This window comes from Nonomuraea sp. NPDC049607, from assembly GCF_040675375.1.
Classification (GTDB): domain Bacteria; phylum Actinomycetota; class Actinomycetes; order Streptosporangiales; family Streptosporangiaceae; genus Nonomuraea.
On sequence record NZ_JBFAOV010000003.1, the window covers coordinates 522,575 to 545,236 of the forward strand.

Annotated in this window: 19 protein-coding genes; 12 read left to right on the forward strand and 7 right to left on the reverse strand. The window is 73.1% G+C overall.

Annotated features, from left to right (window positions below):
• Positions 1-99: 99 nt before the first annotated feature.
• Genes AB0J97_RS09705 through AB0J97_RS09715 form a run of 3 tightly spaced genes read right to left on the reverse strand, consistent with a single transcriptional unit; the run spans position 100 to position 3,482 of the window.
• Positions 100-1,524, reverse strand: coding sequence for a glycosyltransferase family 39 protein (locus AB0J97_RS09705; RefSeq protein ID WP_364086581.1), 1,425 nt, complete (start codon positions 1,522-1,524; stop codon positions 100-102).
• A complete protein-coding gene (locus AB0J97_RS09710) occupies positions 1,521-2,588 on the reverse strand; it encodes a protein kinase (RefSeq protein WP_364086584.1) in 1,068 nt (355 codons plus the stop codon). The genes AB0J97_RS09705 and AB0J97_RS09710 overlap by 4 nt, the downstream gene beginning before the upstream one ends.
• A gap of 39 nt (positions 2,589-2,627) precedes the next feature.
• A complete protein-coding gene (locus AB0J97_RS09715; RefSeq protein ID WP_364086586.1) occupies positions 2,628-3,482 on the reverse strand; it encodes an arylamine N-acetyltransferase in 855 nt (284 codons plus the stop codon).
• Between the two features lie 96 nt (positions 3,483-3,578).
• On the opposite strand from AB0J97_RS09715, the gene AB0J97_RS09720 reads away from it, so the two are divergent.
• The 6 genes from AB0J97_RS09720 to AB0J97_RS09745 are packed head-to-tail and all read left to right on the forward strand — an operon-like array spanning position 3,579 to position 11,514.
• Complete coding sequence (locus AB0J97_RS09720; protein ID WP_357703064.1) at positions 3,579-4,238, forward strand: response regulator transcription factor; 660 nt, start codon at positions 3,579-3,581, stop codon at positions 4,236-4,238.
• A complete protein-coding gene (locus AB0J97_RS09725) occupies positions 4,235-7,261 on the forward strand; it encodes a DUF4153 domain-containing protein (protein WP_364086588.1) in 3,027 nt (1,008 codons plus the stop codon). Before AB0J97_RS09720 ends, AB0J97_RS09725 begins: the two co-directional genes overlap by 4 nt.
• Before the next feature lie 8 nt (positions 7,262-7,269).
• Positions 7,270-8,799 carry an amidohydrolase family protein gene (locus AB0J97_RS09730; protein WP_364086590.1) on the forward strand — a complete coding sequence of 510 codons (1,530 nt, stop codon included), beginning with the start codon at positions 7,270-7,272 and terminating at the stop codon, positions 8,797-8,799.
• 42 nt (positions 8,800-8,841) lie between these two features.
• The gene (locus AB0J97_RS09735) at positions 8,842-9,918 is read left to right on the forward strand and encodes an alanine racemase (RefSeq protein ID WP_364086594.1); all 1,077 of its coding nucleotides are present in this window, start codon (positions 8,842-8,844) and stop codon (positions 9,916-9,918) included.
• 9 nt (positions 9,919-9,927) lie between these two features.
• Positions 9,928-10,308 carry a Rid family detoxifying hydrolase gene (locus tag AB0J97_RS09740; RefSeq protein WP_189649864.1) on the forward strand — a complete coding sequence of 127 codons (381 nt, stop codon included), beginning with the start codon at positions 9,928-9,930 and terminating at the stop codon, positions 10,306-10,308.
• A gap of 9 nt (positions 10,309-10,317) precedes the next feature.
• Positions 10,318-11,514, forward strand: coding sequence for a hypothetical protein (locus tag AB0J97_RS09745; RefSeq protein WP_364086597.1), 1,197 nt, complete (start codon positions 10,318-10,320; stop codon positions 11,512-11,514).
• A gap of 10 nt (positions 11,515-11,524) precedes the next feature.
• On the opposite strand, the gene AB0J97_RS09750 is transcribed toward AB0J97_RS09745, so the two are convergent.
• Both AB0J97_RS09750 and AB0J97_RS09755 read right to left on the reverse strand, forming a co-directional pair.
• On the reverse strand, positions 11,525-12,064 hold the full coding sequence (locus tag AB0J97_RS09750; protein WP_357702853.1) for a TetR/AcrR family transcriptional regulator: 540 nt from the start codon (positions 12,062-12,064) through the stop codon (positions 11,525-11,527).
• 3 nt (positions 12,065-12,067) lie between these two features.
• Entirely contained in the window at positions 12,068-12,682 is a 615-nt protein-coding gene (locus AB0J97_RS09755) for a LysE family translocator (protein ID WP_364086600.1), read from the reverse strand.
• A gap of 102 nt (positions 12,683-12,784) precedes the next feature.
• On the opposite strand from AB0J97_RS09755, the gene AB0J97_RS09760 reads away from it, so the two are divergent.
• The 5 genes from AB0J97_RS09760 to AB0J97_RS09780 all read left to right on the forward strand — a co-directional run bounded on the left by AB0J97_RS09760 (position 12,785) and on the right by AB0J97_RS09780 (position 20,061).
• Positions 12,785-15,523 (forward strand): AAA family ATPase, encoded by a 2,739-nt coding sequence (locus AB0J97_RS09760; protein ID WP_364086602.1) that lies wholly within the window; start codon positions 12,785-12,787, stop codon positions 15,521-15,523.
• A 322-nt stretch (positions 15,524-15,845) separates the two neighbouring features.
• A complete protein-coding gene (locus AB0J97_RS09765; RefSeq protein ID WP_364086604.1) occupies positions 15,846-16,625 on the forward strand; it encodes a hypothetical protein in 780 nt (259 codons plus the stop codon).
• A 174-nt stretch (positions 16,626-16,799) separates the two neighbouring features.
• Entirely contained in the window at positions 16,800-18,092 is a 1,293-nt protein-coding gene (locus AB0J97_RS09770; protein WP_364086606.1) for an ArsB/NhaD family transporter, read from the forward strand.
• 57 nt (positions 18,093-18,149) lie between these two features.
• Positions 18,150-19,052, forward strand: a complete 903-nt coding sequence (sigJ, locus tag AB0J97_RS09775) for an RNA polymerase sigma factor SigJ (RefSeq protein ID WP_364086609.1) — start codon at positions 18,150-18,152, stop codon at positions 19,050-19,052.
• A gap of 7 nt (positions 19,053-19,059) precedes the next feature.
• Positions 19,060-20,061, forward strand: a complete 1,002-nt coding sequence (locus tag AB0J97_RS09780) for a LacI family DNA-binding transcriptional regulator (protein WP_364086611.1) — start codon at positions 19,060-19,062, stop codon at positions 20,059-20,061.
• On the opposite strand, the gene AB0J97_RS09785 is transcribed toward AB0J97_RS09780, so the two are convergent.
• Positions 20,058-21,479: an MFS transporter gene (locus AB0J97_RS09785; protein ID WP_357702839.1), complete on the reverse strand. Its 1,422-nt coding sequence runs from the start codon at positions 21,477-21,479 to the stop codon at positions 20,058-20,060. The genes AB0J97_RS09780 and AB0J97_RS09785 overlap by 4 nt on opposite strands.
• A 78-nt stretch (positions 21,480-21,557) precedes the next feature.
• On the opposite strand from AB0J97_RS09785, the gene AB0J97_RS09790 reads away from it, so the two are divergent.
• A complete protein-coding gene (locus AB0J97_RS09790) occupies positions 21,558-22,046 on the forward strand; it encodes a helix-turn-helix domain-containing protein (RefSeq protein ID WP_364086614.1) in 489 nt (162 codons plus the stop codon).
• A gap of 28 nt (positions 22,047-22,074) precedes the next feature.
• Here AB0J97_RS09790 and AB0J97_RS09795 read toward each other — a convergent pair whose 3' ends face one another.
• Positions 22,075-22,614: a hypothetical protein gene (locus AB0J97_RS09795; protein WP_364086616.1), complete on the reverse strand. Its 540-nt coding sequence runs from the start codon at positions 22,612-22,614 to the stop codon at positions 22,075-22,077.
• Positions 22,615-22,662 lie beyond the last annotated feature (48 nt).

Consider the following 22,662-nt stretch of genomic DNA (forward strand, 5'->3'; position numbering starts at 1 on the left):
CTTCCTCCGAACGCGGAGCCCGTGCCCCGCCTCTCCCACATTCTGCGTCGCCCTTCCAACGAGTGGACCCGTGCCCTGGGTTCCAGGACGCGATGTATCTCAATTGTTGCGGGACCAGAGGGTCAGGTGGATCGAGCCGTAGGTGCGTGTCTGTCCTGGTACGAGCGTTCTTTTCAGGGTGCGGTAGCGCTCGTCGTCGGCGTACTTCGTCCCGATCCTGGGGGAGATGAGCCAGACCCGGTCGACGCCCTTCAGCGCCGCGTCCAGTTCGTCGGCCGTCCGCGGGCCGGGCGCGCCGGGTGCGCGGGTGAGGTCCGTCAGGCGGTCGTACGGGGTGCCGTACACGGCCACGAACAGCCGGAAGCGCTGCGGCACGAACAACACCCGGTCCCCCGGACGCTCCTCCGCGGCCAGCGCGGCGGCCAGCGTGCGCAGGTCGTCGGGACGGGCGGCGGGCTGCCTCATCGCCACCTGCGCGGGCAGGACGAGCACGGCGTACAGGGCCAGCGCGGCGACCGCCACGGGACGCCACCGCACCCCGGCCAGGCCGATCCCGGCCGGCAGAGCGAGCAGCGGGACCGCGAAGAGCACGTAACGCGGATGGTAGACCGGCTGGACCTGGGAGATCGCGAACGAGAGCGCCACCGGCGACGCCGCCCACACCGCCACCGCCGGGGCGCGTACGGCCCCCCACAGGGCGGCGGCGAACAGCACGGCCGCGCCCGCCCCCGCGACCTCGCCGGGGAAGGCGGCCAGCTCGGCCCAGCCCGGTGACCTGAGCCAGAACACCTGGGCGTCCCGCTGACCGGCGGCCAGGGCGAGGAGCGGGACGAGCGCCACCCCCGCCGCCCCCACGGCGACCAGCGAGCGCACGACGGCGGGCGCCGGGTTCGCGGCGAGCGTGCGGCGGAGCACCGGCAACCAGGCGGTGAGCAGGTGGGCGGGGACGAGGAGCAGCGCGTACAGGTGCAGCCAGCCGAGCAGGGCCACGCTCGCGCCGTAGGCCACGAGGGCGGCCCGGCCGGGACGGTCGAGCAGCCTGACCAGCAGCCACGTCGCCAGCACGGCGACCGCGCTCACCAGGGCGTACGAGCGGGCCTCCTGGGCGTACCGGGCGGCCATGGGGGTGAGGGCGTACAGGAGACCGGCGTACAGGCCGGCGGCGGTGCCGGCCAGGCGGCGGCCCAGGGCCGCGACCCCGTAGGCGGCGGCCACGAAGGCGAGCACCGAGGGCAGGCGGACGGCGATCTCCGGCGGCCAGGGAAGGGCGGCGAAGGGCCGCAGGAGGAGGTAGTAGAGGGCGTGGACGGCGTCGAGGTCGGCGAGGAAGCGGCGCAGCTCGTCGAAAGACATGCGCGCGACCAGCGCGCTGACCGACTCGTCCCGCCACAGCGACGGCACCGGGAGCCCCCAGAACCCGGCCACCGCGGCGACGAGCGCGGGCCCGGCGGGCCACCACCGGCCGGCGCCCCGCCCGGCGGCTCCGGCCTCGGCCTGACGCGGCAGGACGGTCACGCCGGTCATCGGCGCGGGCCCATGACCGCGAGGAGCTGCTGACGGAGGGCCTCGGGGGTGGGACGGTCGGCCGGGACGCCGGACAGGAGGCGGACCAGGACGGGAGCCAGCGCCCCCGCCAGCGCCAGCGACGCCCCCGGCGCGGGCGGCACACCTTCCACGGCCATGAAGAGCGTCGCGCCCAGGGACCACAGGTCGGCGGCCGGGCCCGCGCCCCCCTCCGGAGCCGTGTACGCCGGGACGGTGGCCGACCGCAGCGGGGCGACCAGCGTGGCCCGCCCCTGGTCGGAGATGAGGATGCCGCCCGGCTGCACCGCCCCGTGGTGGCCGCCCCTGGCCTGGAGCTGGTCGAGCACGGCGAGCCCGATCTCGGCCACCTCGGCGGGCGGGAGCGGTCCAAGGGCGTGGACGACCTGGTCGAGCGGCTGGTCCACGGCCAGCCGCTCCAGCGTCTCGCGCACCACCTCCACCGGCGGCGATCCGGCGGGATGCAACATGGCCCGGATCAGCGACCTGAGCGGGTCGGCGCCCTCGGCGGGCACCTGGCCGGGCGGGCGGCCCTCCACGGCGAAGTGCAGCGTGGCCGCCAGCGACCACAGGTCGGCCGAGGGCCGCATGCTCAGGCTCGGCACCCCGAACCCGGTGAGCACCGCCCTTCCGGTGCTGGTCAGCAGCACGTTCCCGGGGCTGACCTGCCCATGGACGATCCCGGCCGCGTGCGCGGCGTCCAGCGCCGACAACACGCAGACGCCCATCCTGGCCACCTGGACGACGGGCAGCGGCTGCCGCCCGCGTACGGCCTGCTCCAGGGACACGCCCGAGACGAACTCCATGACCAGCCACGGCACCCGGTCCTCGACCAGCACGCCGAGCACCCGGGCGATGGAGGCGTGGCGCAACCCGGCGGCCCTGCGCGCCTCGTGCAGGGCGGACTCGCGGAGCTCGGGCGGGATGCGCAGCTCCCTGACCGCGACGTCGCGGTGTTCCGTCTCGTCGAAGGCCAGCCGTACGGACCCCGCGCCCAGGGGGTTGAGCAGCCGATAGCGCCCGGCGAGCTTCCTGGTCTCAGCCATGTCGAGTGCACGATAGCGCTCGCCCGCACTGCCCGGCCATCACGCGGTCCGGCCGGTCAGCCACGCCTCGTGGGCGTCGTTCAGCCTGCTCCAGAGCCCTTCGGCGTCGTGGGTGCCCAGGTCGTCGAAGGTCAGCCGGAACACGTCGGCGAGCGCGGCGTAGTAGTCGCGCGCCGTGTCCAGGGTGATCGAGTGGCTGCCGGCGCCGACGCGGGACAGGACGAGCCCGCGCAGCGAGTCCACACCGGAGGCGTCCCGCCGTTGGACGACGGCCGTGCGCACGAACCCCGACGACGGTGACGTCGACAAATGGTTGTGCATATCAGCGAACGCGGACATGTCTGTGGAGGTCCGCTCGAAATCCATGCCCACGAACGAACCACTCGGATCGTGGTCGAACCGCCACCCGCCGGGCGCGACCTCCGACGGCCGCAGGGCGTACGTGAACGGCCCCTGCCGGTACGCGCCCGCGACCAGCGGCAGCGGCTCGTGCAGGCCGTCCCCGAGCCCGAGGTCGGCCAGCCACTCGCCGCCCGGGTTGTCCTCGCTCGGCAGGCCGCGCACGGTCAGCACCAGGTGGTTGCCGGTGACGCCGGGCTCGCTGCTGGGGTTCTGCACGCCGCCGACGTGCCTGGTGACGTCGTAGCCGAGGTTCCTGATCAGCTCGGAGAAGGCGCCGTTCAGGTGGTAGCAGTAGCCGCCGCGCCCCCTGATGATGCGCTCGGCGGACTCGACGGGATCAAGGGAGGTGGGACGGTTCAGCCAGATCTCCAGCGCCTCGTAGGCGACCCTCTCGACGTGCGCGACGTGGAGCGCGCGCAGGCCCTCGGCGCTCGCGGGGGCGTCGATCAGGCGGGACAGGCCCAGACGGCTGAGGTAGCCAGCGGTGTTCACCGGCCAAGTCTGCACCAGATGTGCACAAATTATGGAGTGTCGTCTGCACGGCGCACTTCTACTCTTTCGTACGTGGCAGAGCAGCGGTGCGTCCTCGTGGTCGAGGACGATGTGACGATCGCCCTGGCCGTACGGAACAGGCTGGCCGCCGAGGGCTTCGACGTCCGGGTGGCGGGCGACGGGCACGACGCCCTGGTCCAGTACGGGAAGGCGGAGCCCGACCTGGTGATCCTCGACCGGCTGTTGCCCGGTCTGGACGGGCTGGAGGTGTGCCGCAGGATGCAGGCGGCGCGCCCGGTGCCCGTCCTCATGCTGACCGCGCTCGGCGAGGAGACCGACGTGCTGGTCGGGCTGGGGGTGGGGGCCGACGACTACCTGGCCAAGCCGTTCAGCATGCGCGAGCTGGTGGCCAGGATCCACGCGCTGCTGCGCCGGGTCGAGCGGGCCGCCCAGCTCGCGGTCGAGGACACGGTGATCAGGGTGGGCGAGGTGGAGATCGACACGGCCGCGCGCCGGGTGTTCGTCCGGGGGGTCGAGGCCCAGCTCACCAGGACCGAGTTCGACCTGCTGCGACGGCTGGCCGAGCGCCCCGGGCAGGTCTTCGAGCGCGACCGGCTGCTGTCGGACGTGTGGGGCTTCTCCGAGGCCGCCGCGACCAGGACCGTGGACAGCCACGTCCGCGCGCTGCGCCGCAAGCTGGGCTCCGACGTGGTGCGTACCGTCCACGGTGTGGGCTACGCCCTGGTCCGGCAATGAGGCCGCTCGACTTCCTCGGCCGCATCAAGGTCAAGCTCGGCATCGTCATCGTGCTGGCGGTGGGCACCGCGTTCGTGGTGAACGAGGTGGGGCTCAACGCCGGGTTCACCCGGGACGTCCGCATCGTGGTCGCGGTCATCCTCGCGTTGATCATGGTCCAGGTGCTGGCCATGGGCATGACCAAGCCGCTGCGCCAGATGGCCAGGGCCGCCCAGACCATCGCCAAGGGCAGCTACGGCCTGCGGGTCAGCGCCACCTCGCGGGACGAGGTGGGCGAGCTGGCCAGGGCGTTCAACGCGATGGCCGCCGACCTCGGCGCGGTGGACCGGCAGCGGCGCGAGCTCGTCGCGAACGTCAGCCACGAGCTGCGCACCCCCATCACCGGCCTGCGCGCGGTGCTGGAGAACGTCGTGGACGGCGTCTCCGCGCCCGACCCGGTCACCATGAGGACCGCGCTCGCCCAGACCGAACGGCTCGGCCGCCTGGTCGCCCAGCTCCTCGACCTGTCCAGGCTCGACTCGGGCGTACGGCTGATCGAGCCCGAGGCCGTCGAGCTGGCGCCGCTGGTCGAGCAGGCCGTGCGGGAGGCGTCGCTGGCGCGCGAGGACGTCACGATCACGGCGTCGGCGCCCGGCGGGCCGGCGGTGCGGGCCGATCCCGACCTGCTGGCGCAGGTGCTGGCGAACCTGCTGGACAACGCCGTACGGCACAGCCCTTCCGGGGGCGTGGTGACGGTGACGTGCTCGGCCGGGCGGGACGGGGCGCGGATGGTGGTGGCCGACCAGGGGCCGGGCATCCCGGAGGCGGCCAGGGGACGGGTGTTCGAACGGTTCTCCCGGCTGGACGCGGGGCGGGCGGCCGACTCCGGGGGCGCGGGGCTGGGGCTGGCGATCGTCAAGGAGGTCGTGGAGCTGCACGGGGGGTCGATCCGCATCGACGACTGCGCGGGGTGCCGCATGGTCGTCGACTTACCAGGAAGGACGACGATGACGGAGACACCGTTCGACAAGGGGGCGAACAGGGTGCACGAGGGCCGTCCGGCGGACGCGCCTCCCCTGGGCGACGCGCTCCCCGCGGCCGAGGACGGCCCGCCTCCGCCCCCCGCGCCCCTTGGCACGGCGGGCCCTGGCCCGGCGACCCCGGGCAGGGCGGGCCCGCAGCCGCCCGCCGGACCGGGCGCCGCCGGGGACCCGGCGCCGCTCCCCCCGGACGCGACGGCACCAGGGGCCGGCACCCTCGTGGGGGCCGGGGCGGGGATGCCTGCGGGAGCCCCGGTTCCGCCCGTGAACCAGGCGGGGAGCGGGGGGCTCGCCAGGATGGTCGGGGGCGGGGTGCTCGGGGTCGTGGTCGGCTTCCTGGGCGGGCTGTTCGCGGCCGTGCTGGCCTCGGTGACCGTCGGCGACGGCCTCGCGCTCGTCACGCTGGTCATGGTGACCGCGCTGGGCGGCGCGCTCGGAATGGCGCTGGGCGCGGGGTCGGGGCGCAGGGCGGCGGCGTACCAGGCCGCGTACCAGGTGGCGGGGCGGGGGCCGGGCGGGGGCGGGCCGGCGTACGTGCCGCCGCCGCTCTTCCCCAGGCCCGAGCTGCCCGTCGCGCCACGCTGGCTGCTGCCGGCCGCCGCGGGCGCGGGCGTGTTCGCCGCCGTGGCGCTGCCCGAGGCCCAGGTGGGGCTGGGCATCGTGCTCGTGGCCATGGTGCTCGGCGCGGCGGCGCTGCCGGCCGTGCTGCGCAGGATGACCCCCTGGACGCTGGCGTTCGGGGTGACGGCGTACTGGCTGATCTCCATGGCGGCCGTGCGCGACGCGGACTGGCTGGTCGCGATCCTGCTCGTGGCGGGGGCCGGGCTGGGCGCGCTGGCGGTGTCCGGCGCGGGGGCGGGATGGCTCGGCGTGATCAGGGGCGGCGTGTCCGTGGTGCTCGCGCTCGGTCCGGTGCCGTGGTTCCTCGCCGGGCCGATCAGGAAGCTGACCGCCAGGCGGCGGATCATGCCGGTGCTCGCGGGGCTCGGCATCACGGTCGTGCTGGTGCTGGTGTTCGGGCTGCTGTTCGCCTCGGCCGACGCGGTGTTCGCCGCGTACGTCGAGCGCCTGACCAGCACCCCGGCCTGGGCCGACTCGGTGCCTTCGCGGATCTTCGTCTTCGGGTTCGTCGCCCTGCTGCTGGCCGCCACGGTGCTGGTCGCGCTGCGGCCGGTGATCGACCCGGTCGGTCCCGCGCACAAGTTCGGCGTGAGCAGGAGCGTGTGGCTGGTGCCGCTGGTCTCGGTGAACCTGCTGTTCTCGGCGTTCGTGGCGGTCCAGATCAGGGCGCTGTTCGGCGGCGCCGACTGGGTGCTGCGGACGGCCGGCCTGACCTACGCCGAGTACGCCAGGCAGGGGTTCTTCCAGCTCGTGGTGGTCAGCGTGTTCGTGCTCGGCATCGTCGCGGTGGCCGGGGGGCTGCTGCGGACCGAGCGCGGCGAGCGCTGGCTGCTGGCCGTCGTGCTCGGCGTGCTGTGCGGCCTGACCATGGTGGTGCTGGCCTCGGCCCTGCACCGGATGAACCTCTACACCGACGCCTACGGCCTGTCACGGTTGCGGATCTCCGTCCAGGCGACCGTGTGGTGGCTGGGCGCGTTGTTCGCGCTCGTGCTGCTGGCCGGCGCGGTACGCCTGGCGGGCCGCGGCTCCGGCTGGCTGCCGCGCACGGTCGTCCTGGTCACCGGGCTCGGCCTGGGCGTGTTCTCGCTGGTGAACCCCGACCTCCAGGTCGCGCAGACCCAGGTCGAGGTGCGCGGCGTGACCAACATGGACTCCGACTACCTGGGCGACCTCGGCGCGGAGGCCGTGTCCGCGCTCGACCGGCTGCCCGAGCCGCAGCGCAGTTGCGTGCTCGCCGACGTGGTCCGCGCCAACGGGCTCGACCGCGCCGACCCGTGGAACGGCTGGAACCTCGCCCGCGCCCGGGCCAGGGACCTGCTGGCCGAGCGGCCCGTAGACCGCTGGTCACCGTGCCCATCGGCGTCCTCGCGCGGCTCTGATTGAATCTTGGTGTGAGGTTCGACGTAGTCATCAGCGGCGGCCGGGTGCTCGACGGCACGGGCGCGCCGCCGTACCGGGCGGATGTGGGGATCGCGGGCGACGAGGTCGCGGCGGTCGGCAGGCTGGACGGCGCGCAGGCGGAGACGGTGATCGACGCGACCGGGCGGTTCGTCGCGCCCGGCTTCGTCGACTGCCACGCCCACGGCGACGCCGCCGTGTTCGACCCGGCCGTGCAGCTCGCGGCGCTGCGGCAGGGGGTGACCACGTTCGTCCTGGGACAGGATGGTCTGTCCTTCGCGCCGGGGTCGGCCGAGACCGTCGCCTACGCCTCCCGCTACTTCGCCGCCGTCAACGGCGCCCTGCACGAGGGCCCGCTGAGCGTGGCCGAGCTGCTCGACGGCTACGACCGCGCGGTGGCGCTGAACACGGCCTACCTGCTGCCGCACGGCACGATCCGCTACGACGTCCTGGGGGCCTCGCCGGAGCAGGCCTCGCGGGCGGAGCTGGCCGCGATGGTCGAGCGGGTCGAGCGCGGCCTGTCCGAGGGCGCGGTCGGGCTGTCCAGCGGGCTGGAGTACCTGCCGGGCCGCTACGCCGACGCCGCGGAGCTGGCCGCCCTGTGCGCGCCGCTCGGCGGCCTGCCGTACGTCACCCACATGCGGGCCTACGGCGTGAACGCCGGGGTCGGCATGGCGGAGGTCGTGGACATCGCCGGGCGTTCCGGCGCGGCCGTGCACGTCTCCCATCTGCACGGGCCGGCCGACGTGCTGCTGCCGCTGGTCGGCAGGGCCCACGACGAGGGCGTCGACCTCACCTTCGACACCTACCCCTACCTGCGCGGCAGCACGATCCTGGCCATGGTGGTGCTGCCGCCGTCCGTGCCGGGCGCCGAGACCGACGCGGCGCTGGAGATGATCACCTCGCCCGAGCTGGACGACTGGTGGGCCGGGCTCGGCGACGTCTACCCCCGGCTGACCGTCTCCCACGCGCCCGGCCTGGAATGGGCCGAGGGGCTCGCCCTGCCGGACGCCGCCGCGCGGGCCGGCATGACGCCCGCCGCGTTCTGCCGCCACCTGCTGGTGGAGACGCGGCTGGAGGCCGGGTGCGTCTCCGCGCGTCCCGACGAGGGCCCCGCGGGTGAGGAGTCGGTACGCCGGATCCTGCGCCATCCGTCCCACACCGGCGGCTCCGACGGCATCTACGTGGGCGGTCATCCGCATCCGCGCGGGTTCGGGGCCTTCGCCAGGTTCCTCGGCCGGCACGTCCGCGAGCTGGGCGACTGGACGTGGGAGCAGGCGGTCGTGCACCTGGCCTCCCACCCGGCCCGGCGGTTCGGGCTCGACCGGCGCGGGCTGGTGCGCGGCGGGTGCGTCGCCGACCTGGTGGTGTTCGATCCGCTCACGGTGTCCGACCGGGCGACGTACGCCGATCCGCGCAGCCCGGCGCACGGCGTCGACGACGTGCTCGTGTCCGGCGTACGGGTGCTGGCCGGGGGCGAGCTGACCGGGGCCCGTCCGGGACGGGCACTTCGATCACGCTGATCCCGCCTGGGATAAGGTCAGACGCGGATAAAGGGGGGTGTCGTGCAGGTAATCCTTGGGCAGTCGGTCCTCGACGGCGAGCTCGGCTTTCCGCTGATGATCGTGCACCGCGACGCGCTGGAGCACAACGTGGCCACGATGGCGGCGTTCGCCCGCGACCACGGCATGGAGCTGGCTCCGCACGTCAAGACCCACATGTCGCCGGAGATCTCCGCCATGCAGCTCGAAGCGGGCGCGTGGGGGCTGACGGTCGCGACGACCCGGCAGGCCAGGATCGCCCGCGGCTACGGCGGCGACCGCATCATGGTGGCCAACCAGATCGTCGACTCCGCCGGGCTGACATGGGCCGCCGGAGAGCTCGACCGCGACCCGGCCTTCGAGTTCCTCAGCTTCGTCGACTCCGAGGCCGGGGTGGACATTCTCGCCCGGCACGCCTCGACCCGCCCGTTCCGGGTGCTCGTGGAGCTCGGGCACGAAGGCGGACGAGCCGGCTGCCGCACCCTCGACGAGCTGCTGAAGGTGGCCGCCTACGTGCAGGAGACGCCCGGCGTCGAGCTGGCCGGCGTCGCCGGGTACGAGGGGGCGCTGAAGAGCGCGGAGGAGGTCCGGCGTTACCTGGGCGGCCTTCAGGAGGCCGTCGAGCACGTCCGGGTCCGCAACCCGATCCTGACGATCGGCGGCAGCCAGTGGTTCGACGTGATCGGGCGCGAGCTGGTCACCACGCACGCCCGCATCCTGCTGCGCAGCGGCGCGTACGTCACCCACGACGACGGCTACTACCGCGAGCGCACGCCGTTCAACCGGATCGAGGGCGAGCTGCGACCGGCCCTTGAGGTGTGGGCGCACGTGCTGTCCACGCCCGAGCCGGGCCTCGCGGTCGTCGGCATGGGCAAGCGCGACGCGCCCTACGACGAGGGCCTGCCGGTGCCGCGCCGGAACGGCGTCACGATCACGAAGATGCAGGACCAGCACACCGTCGTACGGGCCGACGGGCTCAAGCCGGGCGACCTGCTGGCCTTCGGGATCTCACATCCGTGCACCGCCTTCGACAAGTGGCGCGTTCTGCCGTTGGTGGACCGGGACTACCGTGTCGTCGGCACGATACACACCGATTTCTAGGGAGATTTCGTGAAGAAAGAGCTCAAGACCACCGAGGGCGCCGCTCCCGTCGGGGCCTACTCCCAGGGGCTCGTGGTGGGCGACTTCGTCTACACCTCCGGGATGGGCCCGCTCGACCCGCACACCGGCGAGATCGTCGGCGACGACGTCGCCACCCAGACCCACCAGGTCATGAAGAACCTCGGGGCCATCCTCGCCGCCCACGGCCTGGGCTTCGACGACGTCATCAAGTCGACGGTCCACCTCCAGGACGTCAAGGAGGACTTCGCCGCCTACAACGAGGTGTACAAGTCGTACTTCACCCAGCCGTACCCGGTGCGGACGACGGTGGGCTCGCAGCTCATGAACATCCTGGTGGAGATCGACTTCGTCGCGCACAAGAGCGCGTAAGGTCTGCACGTGGACAGTTCGGTATACGTCTTCGCCGAGGACCTGCACGGTGAGGGCGTCGAGCGGGTGCTCGACAGGGTCAGCGCGTACGGCGTGGGCGGGGTCACGGTCGGCGCCGTCCACCACGCCGCGCGCGACGTCACCCCGCACGGACTGTCCAGGCTGACCATCAGGCACGACGGCGCCCACTTCACCCCGCCGGCCGGGCTGTTCGACGGGCTCCGGCTCGCTCCCGTGCCCGGCCACGTCCACGCCCTCGACGGGCTGCGCGAGGCGTGCGCCGGACGCGGCCTGAAGCTCCACGGCTGGACGGTCTTCCTGCGCAACGCCACGCTCGGCAACGAGCACCCCGACGTGACCGTCCGCGACTGCTTCGGCGACCGCGGCTCGCTGATCGACCTGTGCCCGGCCCATCCCGACGTGCGCGAGTACTCCGTCGCGCTGGCCAGGGCGGTGGCCAGGCTGGGCGTCGACAGCGTGGTCGCCGAGGCGCTGCACTTCACGCCGGTCGAGCCGCAGCGCTCCTTCGTGCAGCTCGGGCCCATGGACACGTACCTGTTCGGGCTCTGCTTCTGCGACTACTGCATGCGCCGGGCCACCGACCTGGGCGTGAACGCCGAGGTGGCGCGTGAGGAGTGCGCGCGGATCGTGGGCGGCGTCTTCGACGGCGACCCGGCCGCGCAGGGCGAGGTGACCAGGGCGGCGCTCACCGCCTACGCCGGGCCCGAGGTGGTGGCGTACGCGCGGGCGCGCTCCGAGACCGTCACCACGCTCGTCTCCGAGGTGTCGTCGGCGGTCGCCGAAGAGGGCTCCAGGCTGGTCTTCGTCGACTCGACCGGCGCGGTGAAGGGCTACCGGGACGGCCTGCCGACCCCGGGCCTGGCCGCCCACGACGCCTGGCAGCTCGGCGTGGACCTGGTGGCGCTGGGCGACCTGGTGCCCGCTTTCGGCGTGCTGGCGTACGCGCGGGACGCGGCGCGGGTGGCCGACGACGTGGGCGCGTACCTGCGGTCGGTGGGCAAGGACCGCGAGGTGCGGGCGGTGCTGCGGCCCGGCTACCCCGACAGCGACTCGACCGACCGCCTGGTGGCCAAGGCCAGGGGGGCGAAGGCGGCGGGCGCGCTGGCGGTCGACTTCTACGCCTACGGCCTGGTGCCGCACCCGGTGCTCGACCGCATCCCGGCCGCCCTCGCCGCCGCCGGCTGACCCCGCCCGCTCAGAAGGCGTCGAGCAGGGCTGAGACGGCCTTCTTCGCGAAGCCGTCGGGCAGGGGCATCCCGCGGAGGACCGTGCGCATCCACACGGCCCCCGCCAGCAGATCCATGATCAGCAACGGATCGGCCGACCCGCTCAGCTCACCCCGCCGCACCGCCCGCTCGAACACCACACGCTCCCGCGCGAACCGGTCGGCGAAGAACCGGCGGGCGTCGAGCTCGGGATGGCGCACGGCGGCGGCCAGCGCCGCGACCGCGATGTCGCTGCCGGGCGGCTCGGTGAGCAGCCGCTCGACCTGCTCGACCAGCGCCACCAGGTCACTCCGGAAGGACCCGGTGTCCGGCGGCTCGAACGCCAGCACGTCGGACTCGACCAGCGCGGCCCCGAGCAGCGCCGCCTTCGACGGCCACCACCGGTAGATCGTCGTCTTGTTGACCCCGGACCGCTCGGCGACCCCCTCGACCGTCAGCCCGTCATAGCCCTTCTCCGCGACCATCCACAGCGTCGCGTCGAAGATCTCCTGCTGCTTCCTCGGCGCCATAGGTCATTTTCTCCCGGCGAACGCCATGGCCACGCCGAGCCCCAGGTAGACGACGCCGCTGACGTACCGCATCGCCTTGGCGGCCCTGGTCAGGCGGGCGCCGAGGGTGCCGGCGGTGAGGGCGTACACGATGTCGGAGGCGAACCCCAGGAGCAGCAGCGTCAGGCCGAACACGACGATCTGGAGTGCCGGCGAGCCGGCGCCGGGGTTCACGAACTGCGGGAGGAACGCCACGAAGAACAGCGCCACCTTGGGGTTGAGCACGTTGACCAGGACCCCTTCGAGGAACACCTTGGACAGCGGCTGCACGGGCGGTGTCCCGGCCTGCGCGTCCTTGCCGGTGAAGGCGCGCACGCCCAGGTAGACGAGGTAGCCCACGCCCGCCCACTTGACGACCGCGAACAGCGTCGCCGACCGCGAGATGACGTAGGAGAGCCCGGCGGCGGCCGCGGCGATGTGCACCAGCGTGCCGGTCTCGACGCCGAGCGCGCTGGCCAGCCCGGCCGCCCTGCCCTGGGCCAGGCCCCTGGCGGCGATGTACAGGTGGTTGGGCCCGGGGACGATCACCAGGGTGAGCGAGGCCATCACGAAGAGCGCGAAAGTCGTCAAGGAGATCACGAAAGAGCAGCGTAGAGTGACTTTGGTATGACGATGAGGGCCAATTCCGCGGCGGTCGGGCGGACCAATGAAATGTCGCAGGAGCGTGGCACACTTGCTGGCGTGAACGGTCTTCTCGTCGGGCGCTCGGCCGAGCTGTCCAAGCTCGTGCGTGTGCTGGAGTCCGCGGCCGGCGGCACGGCCGGGGTCGCGCTCATCGGCGGCGACGCGGGGATCGGCAAGACGCGTCTGGCCGGTGAGCTGGTGGCCGAGGCGCGCGAGCGCGGCTTCCACGTCATGGTCGGCCAGTGCGCCGAGCTGGGCGACGCGCTGCCCTACCTGCCGCTGGCCGACGCGCTGCGCGGGGCCGAGCCCGGCGTGCGCGAGGCGGTCGCCGCCCATCCCATGCTGGGCCAGCTCCTTCCGGGCCAGGAGAGCGGGGCGCCCTCGGCCGGGCTCACCCAGCAGCGGCTGTTCGGCTCGCTGCTCGGGCTGCTGGCCGACGTCCAGCCGGTGCTGTTCGTGATCGAAGACCTCCACTGGGCCGACCGCTCCACCCGCGACCTGCTGGTCTTCCTCAGCCGCATGCTCCAGAGCGAGCGCGTCTGCGTGGCCGGCACCTACCGCACCGACGACCTCCACCGCCGCCATCCGCTGCGCGGGGTGCTGGCCGAGCTGAAGCGGCTGCCGTCGGTGACGAACGTGGAGCTGGGTCCGCTGGGGTCCGGCGAGATGTCGGACTATGTCACGACCTTGGGAGAGGTGGGGGCGCAGGAGCTCGGGGTCATCGTCTCGCGCGCCGACGGCAACCCGTTCTACGCCGAAGAGCTGTTCGCGGCCATGTCCGAGGGCGACAGCCTGCCCGACGGGCTGGCCAGCCTGCTGCTGTCGCGGGTCGAGGTGCTGTCCGAGGCCGGGCAGCGGGTGCTGCGCGCCGCCGCGGTGGCCGGCCGCCGGGTGGAGGACGAGCTGCTGCGCGAGGTCTCGGGGCTGCCGCTGGCCGAGTTCGAGGAGGCGGTCAGGGAGATCGTCTCGCGCGGCCTGCTCAAGGTGCAGGGCCACGGCTACACCTTCCGTCACGCCCTGCTGCAGGAGGCGGTCTACACCGATCTGCTGCCCGGCGAGCGCACGAGGCTCCACGCCGACTTCACCCGTCTGCTCACCTCGCCCGCCGAGCTGGCCCACCACCACCTCGCCAGCCACGACCTGGCCGGGGCGCTCGCCGCCTCGGCCCAGGCGGGCCGGGACGCCGAGCGGCTGGGCGCGCCCGCCGAGGCCCACAACCACTATGACCAGGCGCTCGCCCTGTGGGACCGCGTCGAGGGCGCCGACGAGCTGGCCGGGGAGAGCCGGGTCGCGCTGGCCTTCCGCAGCGCCGTCGCGGCGGCCGACAGCGGCGACAACCACCGGGCGGTCCACCGGCTGCGGGCGCTGCCGTCGTCCTCCGAGGTCGACGAGCGGCTGGCCTACTACCTCTTCGAGACCAACGACCCGCCCGGCGCCATCGCCGCCGCCGAGCGCGCGGTCGAGGAGGCCGGAGACCAGCCGAGCCTCGCCCGCGCCCTCGCCACCCAGGCCCGCACGCTGCTGTGGACCGCGCGCCACCACGAGGTCGAGCCGCTGACCGCGCGCGCCCTGGAGACGGCCCGCGCGTGCGGCGCCGTCGACGCCGAGGTGGGCGCGCTGCTCACGCTGGCCAGCTACGTCGAGCAGCGGGGTGATGTGGCGCGGGCCCATTCGCTGGTCGAGAGCGCCTCCGCCCGGGAGACGGGCGACCTGGCGATGGACCTGCGGGCCCGCTTCCACCACGCCCGCATCCACTACGAGCAGGGCCTGCTCGCCCAGGCCGCCGAGGTGGCCGACAACGGCATCGAGCTGGCCGTCAGCACCGGCCTCAACTGGAGCACCTACGGCACCGACCTGCGCTTCCTGCGCCTGCTCATCCACTACGTCGCCGGCGAGTGGGACGCCGCGGAGGCGGTGGCCGCCGGGTTCGGCGCGCGGGTGGGCACGCTGTCGGAGGCCATCCTGTCGTCGTTCGCCCTGTTCATCGAGGTGGGGCGAGGGTTGCCGGTGGTCGAGGAGCGGCTGGGGTGGCTGCGTCCGTTCTGGCATGATCCGCTGGCGACGTACATGTCGCGGGGCATGGCCGCCGAGCACGCCCTGTGGAACGGCGACCCGGCCGCCGCGCTCGACCACGTCCACGCGGCCATGGCCACGCTCGACGAGGGCGAGTCCGGCGCGCTGCGGCTGGCCGCCGTCGGCCTGTGGGCGATGGCCGAGCTGGGCACCACGGAGGGGGCCGACGACCTGCTGGCCCGCGCCCGGTTCGCCGCCACCAAGGGGCCGACCGGCGAAGGTGGCCACCTCGGTCCCGAGGGCCAGGCCTGGACGCTGCGGGTGGAGGCCGACTGGCACCGCCTCCACGGGCGGCTCGACGTCGAGCTGTGGCGCGAGGTGGTCGCGGCCTTCGACTTCGGCTTCGTCTACGAGGTGGCCAGGGCGCGCTGGCGGCTGGCCGAGGCGCTGCTGGCGGCCGGCGAGCGGGAGGCGGCGCAGGCGGAGTGGGCCCTGGCCAAGGAGGCGGCCGGCAGCCTGCGGGCCGCGCCGCTGGAGGCCGCGCTGCTGGAGTTCGGCAGGCGGGCCCGGTTCGGCGGCGGGCAGCCCGAGGGTGGCCTGACCGCGCGCGAGGTCGAGGTGTTGCGGCTGGTCGCCGAGGGGCTGACCAACCGGGAGATCGCCGGGCGGCTGTTCATCGCGCAGAAGACGGTGAGCGTGCACGTCTCCAACATCCTGAGCAAGCTCGACGTCTCCACCCGTACCCAGGCGGCCGCCGCCGCCCGGACGCACGGGCTCGTGTGATCGCGGCGCTGAACGAGGCCGCGCGGTGGTCGGGCGTGGTGGTCGAGTTCTCCGGCAGGGGGGCCGATGGGCGACGGCACCTGGGCCAGGCCAAGCAGACCCGTTGGCGGGACAGGCAGGGGTGAGTCCGTACATCTGGGACGCCACGTGCGGCCATTTGGGACGACGTTTGCGTCTCGCCTCGTAGCGTCCGAGATCGGGACCTCTCACCGGAGAGCGATGGCGGGCCCGGCCGGCGGCTCGCGTCGACCTGTCCCGTCGTGACAGGTCGGCCCATCCCGTTGTGATGCGCCGACCCGTCCTGTCTCGAAAGGGAGCAGTCATGCCCACTCTCGCCACGTCACTGCCCGCTCTGGCCGCCGCCGGGTTGACCGTCCTGGCTCCGGTCGTCGTCCCGGGGGCCGCGCACGCCGCGGCCGCGATCTCGTGCACCGTGTCCGGCAAGGCCCAGTACCTGCCGGGGGCGGGCCGGCTCTCGCAGACGGAACGTTCCGACAGGGGCGCGTGGAACTGCGTGGACCGCAGCGGCTCCGGGGTCACGGCGGCCCAGCTCCACGCCACCTTCAACGGCGTGCACTCCAACTGCGACGGGAGCAGGGCGTTCACCTCAAGAGGGCGCCCGTCCGGCGGCGGCAACGCGTTCGACCAGGTGTTCGGCACCCGCGACTACGAGCGGCGCAACCTCGCCAACCGCATCATCTACGACCGCGAGGGCCACAACCTGGCCGACCGCATCATCCACGACCGCGACGAGCGCGAGATGGCCGACCGCATCGTCTACGACCGCGAGCGCTGGGGGGCCTCCGACGGGGTCGTCCGCGACCGCGCCGCCTCCGCCGGGAGCACCGCGCCCGGGGGCATCGGCACGGTCACCATCGACTGGACCATCAGAGGCACCAAGCAGACCAGCATGGCCAGTGCGCGCATCGTCGACGTCGTGCACGACACGGCCAAGGTGTCCGGGACGATCCAGTCCGGGCCGTTCAGGGGCAAGACGTTCACGGGCCGGTTCGGCAGCCACCTGCTCGGCGGTTCGTGCGTCTCGGGCGCGTCCGGCAGCGTGCTGAACGCGGACTTCAGGGGCGAGTTCGAGGTCGCCTGACCGCCACGCCACAGGGCGCGACCGGCGCCTGGCCCCCGTACGGGCGGCCAGTCCGCCGGTCCCGCTCGATCGCGTCTGTTTGGTAAGTTGTCGTGAGGTGTGCCGGGAAGTCTGGTCGGCGATTCTGCCGTCGATCGTGGAGTTCTCCTTGAAGGCTTTCCCAGGTGGTCCGCCGTGACCGTCACCGCGTGGCTGGCGGTCGCCGTCTTCCTCGTCTCGTACACGCTGATCGCCACCGAGAAGGTGCACCGGGTCGCCGCGGCGCTCGGCGGCGCTGGGATCATGCTGGTGCTGCACGCCACCGACGGCGGCGCGGCCTTCTTCGACGAGCACACCGGCATCGACTGGAACGTCATCTTCCTGCTGCTCGGCATGATGATCATCGTCGGCGTGCTGAAACAGACGGGCGTCTTCGAATTCCTGGCCATCTGGGCCGCCAAACGGGCCAGGGGACGCCCGTTCCGGCTCATGGTGCTGCTAATCCTGATCACCGCGGGCGCGTCGGCGCTGCTGGACAACGTGACCACCGTGCTGCTGATCGCGCCGGTGACGTTCCTGGTCTGCGAGCGGCTGGCGCTGCCGGTGGCGCCGTTCCTCATCGCCGAGGCGATGGCCTCCAACATCGGCGGCACCGCCACCCTGGTCGGCGACCCGCCCAACATCATCATCGCCAGCCGCGGCGGGCTGACCTTCAACGACTTCCTCGTGCACCTGACCCCGCTGATCGTGGTGCTGATCGTCGTCTTCATCGGGTTGTGCCGGGTGATGTTCCGCCGGTCGTTCACCTACGATCCCGAGCTGGCGGCCGAGATCATGGCGCTCGACGAGCGCGAGGCCATCGCCGACCGCAGGCTGCTGTGGCAGTCGCTGACCGTGCTCGCGCTGGTGATGGCGGCGTTCGTGCTGCATCCCGTGCTGCACTACGAGCCGTCGGTGGTGGCGCTGCTCGGCGCCGGCGTGCTGGTGGCCCTCACCAAGGTGACCACCGAGGAGGCGATCGCCGAGGTCGAGTGGCCCACGCTGGTGTTCTTCGCGGGCCTGTTCGTCATGGTCGGGGCGCTGGTGGAGACCGGGGTCATCGACCGGGTCTCCCAGGCCGCCGCGCGGGCCACGCACGGTGAGCTCGGGCTGACCGCGATGGTGCTGCTGTGGGCCTCGGCGGGCCTGTCCGCCATCGTGGACAACATCCCGTACGTGGCCACCATGAGCCCGATCGTGGCCGACCTCGTCCAGGCCAACGGCGGCAACGGACCGGCGCAGGTGTTGTGGTGGGCCCTGGCGCTCGGCGCCGACCTGGGCGGCAACGCCACCGCCGTGGGCGCGGCGGCGAACGTGGTCATCCTCGGCATCGCGGCCCGCAACGGCACCCCGATCAGCTTCTGGCAGTTCACGAAGTACGGCCTGGTCGTCACGGTGACGACGGTCGCGCTCGCCACGCCGTACCTGTGGCTGCGCTACCTGGCGTGACGCGGCTCATGTCACACCAGGGGGCCGCGAACGCTCTCAGAGGACATGATGCCTGGAATGACGGACGTTTTCGCCGGCCACAGGGAGCTGCTGTTCTCCATCGTCTACAACATGCTCGGCAGCGTCTCCGACACCGAGGACGTGCTCCAGGAGACCTGGCTGTCGTGGTCGTCGAGAGATCCGGACGAGATCGGGAACCCGCGCGCCTACCTGGTGCGCATCGCCGTGAACCAGGCGCTCGCCCACCAGTCGGCGCTGCGCCGCCGCCGCGAGACCTACGTCGGGCCGTGGCTGCCCGAGCCGCTGGTCACCGCGGCTGACAGAGCCGCCGACAGAGCAGCCGACAGGGCAGCCGACGGGGCGGAGGAGGTGGTGCGGGGCGAGTCGGTGTCGCTGGCGCTGCTGGTGGTGCTGGAGACGCTGACCCCGCTGGAGCGGGCCGTGTTCATCCTGCACGAGGTGTTCGCCTTCCAGCACACCGAGATCGCCGGCATGCTCGGCCGCAGCCCCGCCGCCGTACGGCAGGTCGCGCACCGGGCCCGCGAGCACGTCCAGGCCAGACGGCCGCGCAACCGGGTGGACGCGCACGTCCAGCAGGAGGTGACCGAACGGTTCGTGGCCGCGGCGTTCGGCGGCGACCTCGACGCGCTGATGGAGCTGCTGGCGCCGGAGGTGACGTTGTGGGCCGACGGCGGCGGCAAGTCGGTGGTGGGCGGCCCGCGTCCGGTCCGGGGCCGGGACAAGGTGGCCCGGCTGCTCGTCGCGCGCACCGCCCAGCCGATGGAAGGGTTGGACATCCAGTACAGAGAGACCAACGGGGACCCCTCGGCGGTGGTGTTCGTGGAGAACGCGCCGTTCGCCGTCATGGTCGTGGACCTGACCCCCGACGGGTCGCAGGTGCGCGACATCTACACGGTCGCCAACCCCGACAAGCTCTCCAGGGTGCGGAAGGAGCCATGATCTAGGCGTGAGACCTACAGCCCGCCAGGTGGCCGAACTGGCGAACGTGTCCGTGGCGACCGTCTCCTACGTACTCAGCGGCCGGGACCGTCCCGTCGGCGCGGAGACCAGGAAACGGGTGCTCGACGCCGCCAAACAGCTCGGCTACACCCCCAACCAGGCCGCCCGCAGCCTGCGCCGGCGCAGCACGCAGCGGGTCTGCCTGGTGCTCGGCTCGCTCGGCGGGGTGCCCGCCGACGAGCGGCTGGCCGCCGACCTGCACGACATGGCCGACGCCCGCGGCTACTCGGTGGTCACGCTGGCCGTCTACTCGCCGGCCCGCGCCCGTTCCGCGGTCGACGTGCTGCTCGGCGGCATCGCCGACGGCGCGCTGTTCAACGTCACCGGTGACCATCTCACCGGCGACCTGCTGGCCGAGCTGGCCGCCGCCGGGCTGCCCATGGTGGCGCTGCGCAACGAGGAGGTGCCCGAGGGCTGCGACGTCGTGCGCACCCCCGAGACGGAGGCGTGCGCCGAGGCGGTCGAGCACCTGGTGGCCGGGGGACGGCGGCGGATCGCGTTCATGGGCCAGCGTTACGAGCTCTACCGCGACCGGCCGGTCGGCCGCCTGCTGGGCTACACCACGGCCCTCGACCGGCACGGCGTCACCGACCGGATCATCACCTCCGGCGCGGACGACCGGGTCTCGGCCTACCAGACCGCCGCCGAACTGCTCCGCTCGCCCGACCGTCCCGACGCGGTCTTCGCCGCCTCCGACCGGGCCGCGATCAGCGTCATCTGGGCCGCCCGGGACGCGGGGCTGCGCATCCCCGAGGATCTGGCGGTGGTCGGCGTCGGCAACATCGACGAGGGGCTCATCAGCAACCCGCAGCTCAGCACCGTCGGCCCGCTCAGGCACGACTACACCGACGTCGTACGCCTGCTCTTCGACCGGCTCCAGGCCGAGGAGCCGCCACCCGGCCGGGAGATCGTCCGGCCGTGGCGGTTCCTGCGCAGGGGATCGTCCTAACCGACGGTCTCGGGCACCGGGCTCTCGACGGGCGCGGCGGCGGCGCGGGCCCGCAGGCCGAACGCGGTCACCAGCACGGCCACCACCGCGGCGGCCACCGGGACGACCAGCGCGATCCGGAGCGAGTCCAGGGTCGGCGCGGTGCCCCCGCCGAGCGCGGCCACGTTCACGGCGGTCACCGCCGACAGGCCGAGCGCGGTGCCGAACTGCATCGCCGTGTAGAGCAGGCCGCCGGCCAGGCCCTGCCGGTCCTCGTCCACGCCTTCGGTCGCGGCCATGGTCAACGGGCCGTACGTCAGCGAGAAGGCCAGGCCGAGCAGGAGCATGGTGGGCAGCATGGCGGCGTACGTCCAGTCCGGGCCGACCGGCAGGAACAGCGCGTACGCCAGCGCCGACAGCACGATGCCGCCGAACAGCACCCGGGCGTTGCCGAACCTGTTCACCAGGCGCGGCGTGAGCGTGGGGGCCAGGACCGTGTCGATGCCGATCACCAGCATGGCCAGGCCGGTCTGCAGGGTGCTCCAACCGCGCACCTCCTGGAGGTAGAGCGTGGCCAGGAATTGGAACCCGGCGAACGAGGCCAGGAACAGCAGCGCGCCCAGGTTGGCCCGGACCAGCGGCCCCGAGCGCAGGATGTCCAGCCGGACCAGCGGGTTGGCCGAGCGGCGTTCGATCAGCACGAACAGGGCGAGCAGCAGCAGCCCGGCGGCGAACGTCGCGAGCGTGACGCCGGAGCCGTCGGCGGGCGCCTCCAGGCGGACCACGCCGTACACGAGCAGCAGCATCGAGCCGGTGATGGTCAGCGCCCCGGCCAGGTCGAACGAGCCCCGCGCCCGTTCGCCGGAGTCCTTGACCAGCGGGACGGCGGCCAGCAGGATCACCGCCGACAGCACCACGGGGGCGAAGAACACCCAGCGCCAGCCGATCGAGGCCAGCAGGCCGCCGGCGACCAGGCCGAGCGAGAAGCCGCCGGCCGCGGTCCCGGCGTAGACGCCGAGGGCCTTGGTGCGCTGCGGGCCCTCGGGGAAGGTGCCGGTGACCAGCGCCAGCCCGGCGGGCGCCATGAACGCGGCGGCGACCCCCGTGACGAACCGGGCGAGCAGCAACATCCACCCCTCGGTCGCCAGCCCGCCCAGGCCGGAGAAGAGCAGGAACACCGTCATCCAGGTCAGGAACATGCGGCGGTGCCCGAGCAGGTCGGCGGCCCGTCCGCCCAGCAGCATGAACCCGCCGTAGCCCAGCACGTACGCGCTGACCACGCCGCTCAGCGTGCCGGTGGACAGGCCGAGGTCGGCGCGGATCGACGGCAGCGCCACGTTCAGCATGGCCACGTCGATGCCTTCCAGGAAGACGGCCCCCGCCAGGACGAACAGCGCGCTCCACGCGCGTGCGCCCATGCGCTCGTTCGAGGGAGACATGGGAGACATGATGCATTCCTTCCACAACAGTCGGTTCCTTCTTGTAACCAGCAGCATTTTTGGTGACTATTGGGACTCATGGAAGACGGAACTTCGATGTCACTCGGTCACTGCGGGGATACCGACTACGACGTGCTGCAATGGGACCAGCGGGAGGACTGCGAGGTCAGGCAGATCCTCGACCGGGTCGCCGACAAGTGGTCGCTCCAGGTGATCGCGCTGCTCGACCGGCGCAGCCTGCGCTTCACCGAGCTGCGCCGCATGATCGACGGCGTGAGCCAGCGCATGCTGACCAGGACCCTTCGTCACCTGGAACGCGACGGCCTGGTGAGCCGTACGGTCCATGCGACCGTGCCGCCCCGCGTGGACTACGCGCTGACGCCCCTGGGCGGCACGTTGCACGCCACCATCCGCGCCCTGGTCACCTGGACCGAGGAGCACCAGGGCGAGATCGCCGCCGCCCGCGCCGCCTACGACGTGCGCGTGGCGGGCGAGCAGGAGGCGGCGGCGGAGGGGGCGGCCGAACGCGACGCCGTCGCGCGCGGCGTGCTCGCGGGCATGCGCTGACGGCCGTGGCGGTCGGCAGCCGTCAGCCTCAGTGGCCGGGTGAGTGCCGGGGAGCGTGCTTGGGCGCGTGTCCCGGCGCCGCCGGGGTGGTGGTGGCGGCCGGGCCGGCGGGGGGCTGGGACGCGTTCTGCTTCACCGGCACGATCACCCGCACGGCCCCCGCGTCGCGGAAGACGAAGGTCATGGGCACGGAGGGTCCGCGTACGCCGGTGACCGTGCCGAGGGGCTGCTCGTTGGTGCCCACGGGCTGGTCGGGCCGGATGTCGGTGGCGGCGCCGGAGAGCTGCACCGAGCCGCCGCCGTCGACGGTGATCTGCTGGAGCTGGTCGGGCTTGTGGCCGTCGTTGATCAGCACGGCGTAGAGGGTCTGCTCGGAGGCGGGCGAGACGGGCGAGGCCGCCTGGCCGGAGGCGGCCCGGAGGTGGGCGTTGCGCACGTGCAGGACGCCCTTGGCGTCGGCGTTCGCGCCGTCGTTCTGCGGCAGGTGCTGCCCCGTGTCGAACCCGGTGTTCGTGCAGCCCGTGGCGACCAGGGCCAGGAGCGCGGCACAGCTGATGGGACGCTTCACGACGCCCTCCCCGTTCGGTACACACCGTCATCGTTCCGTTACCCGTCA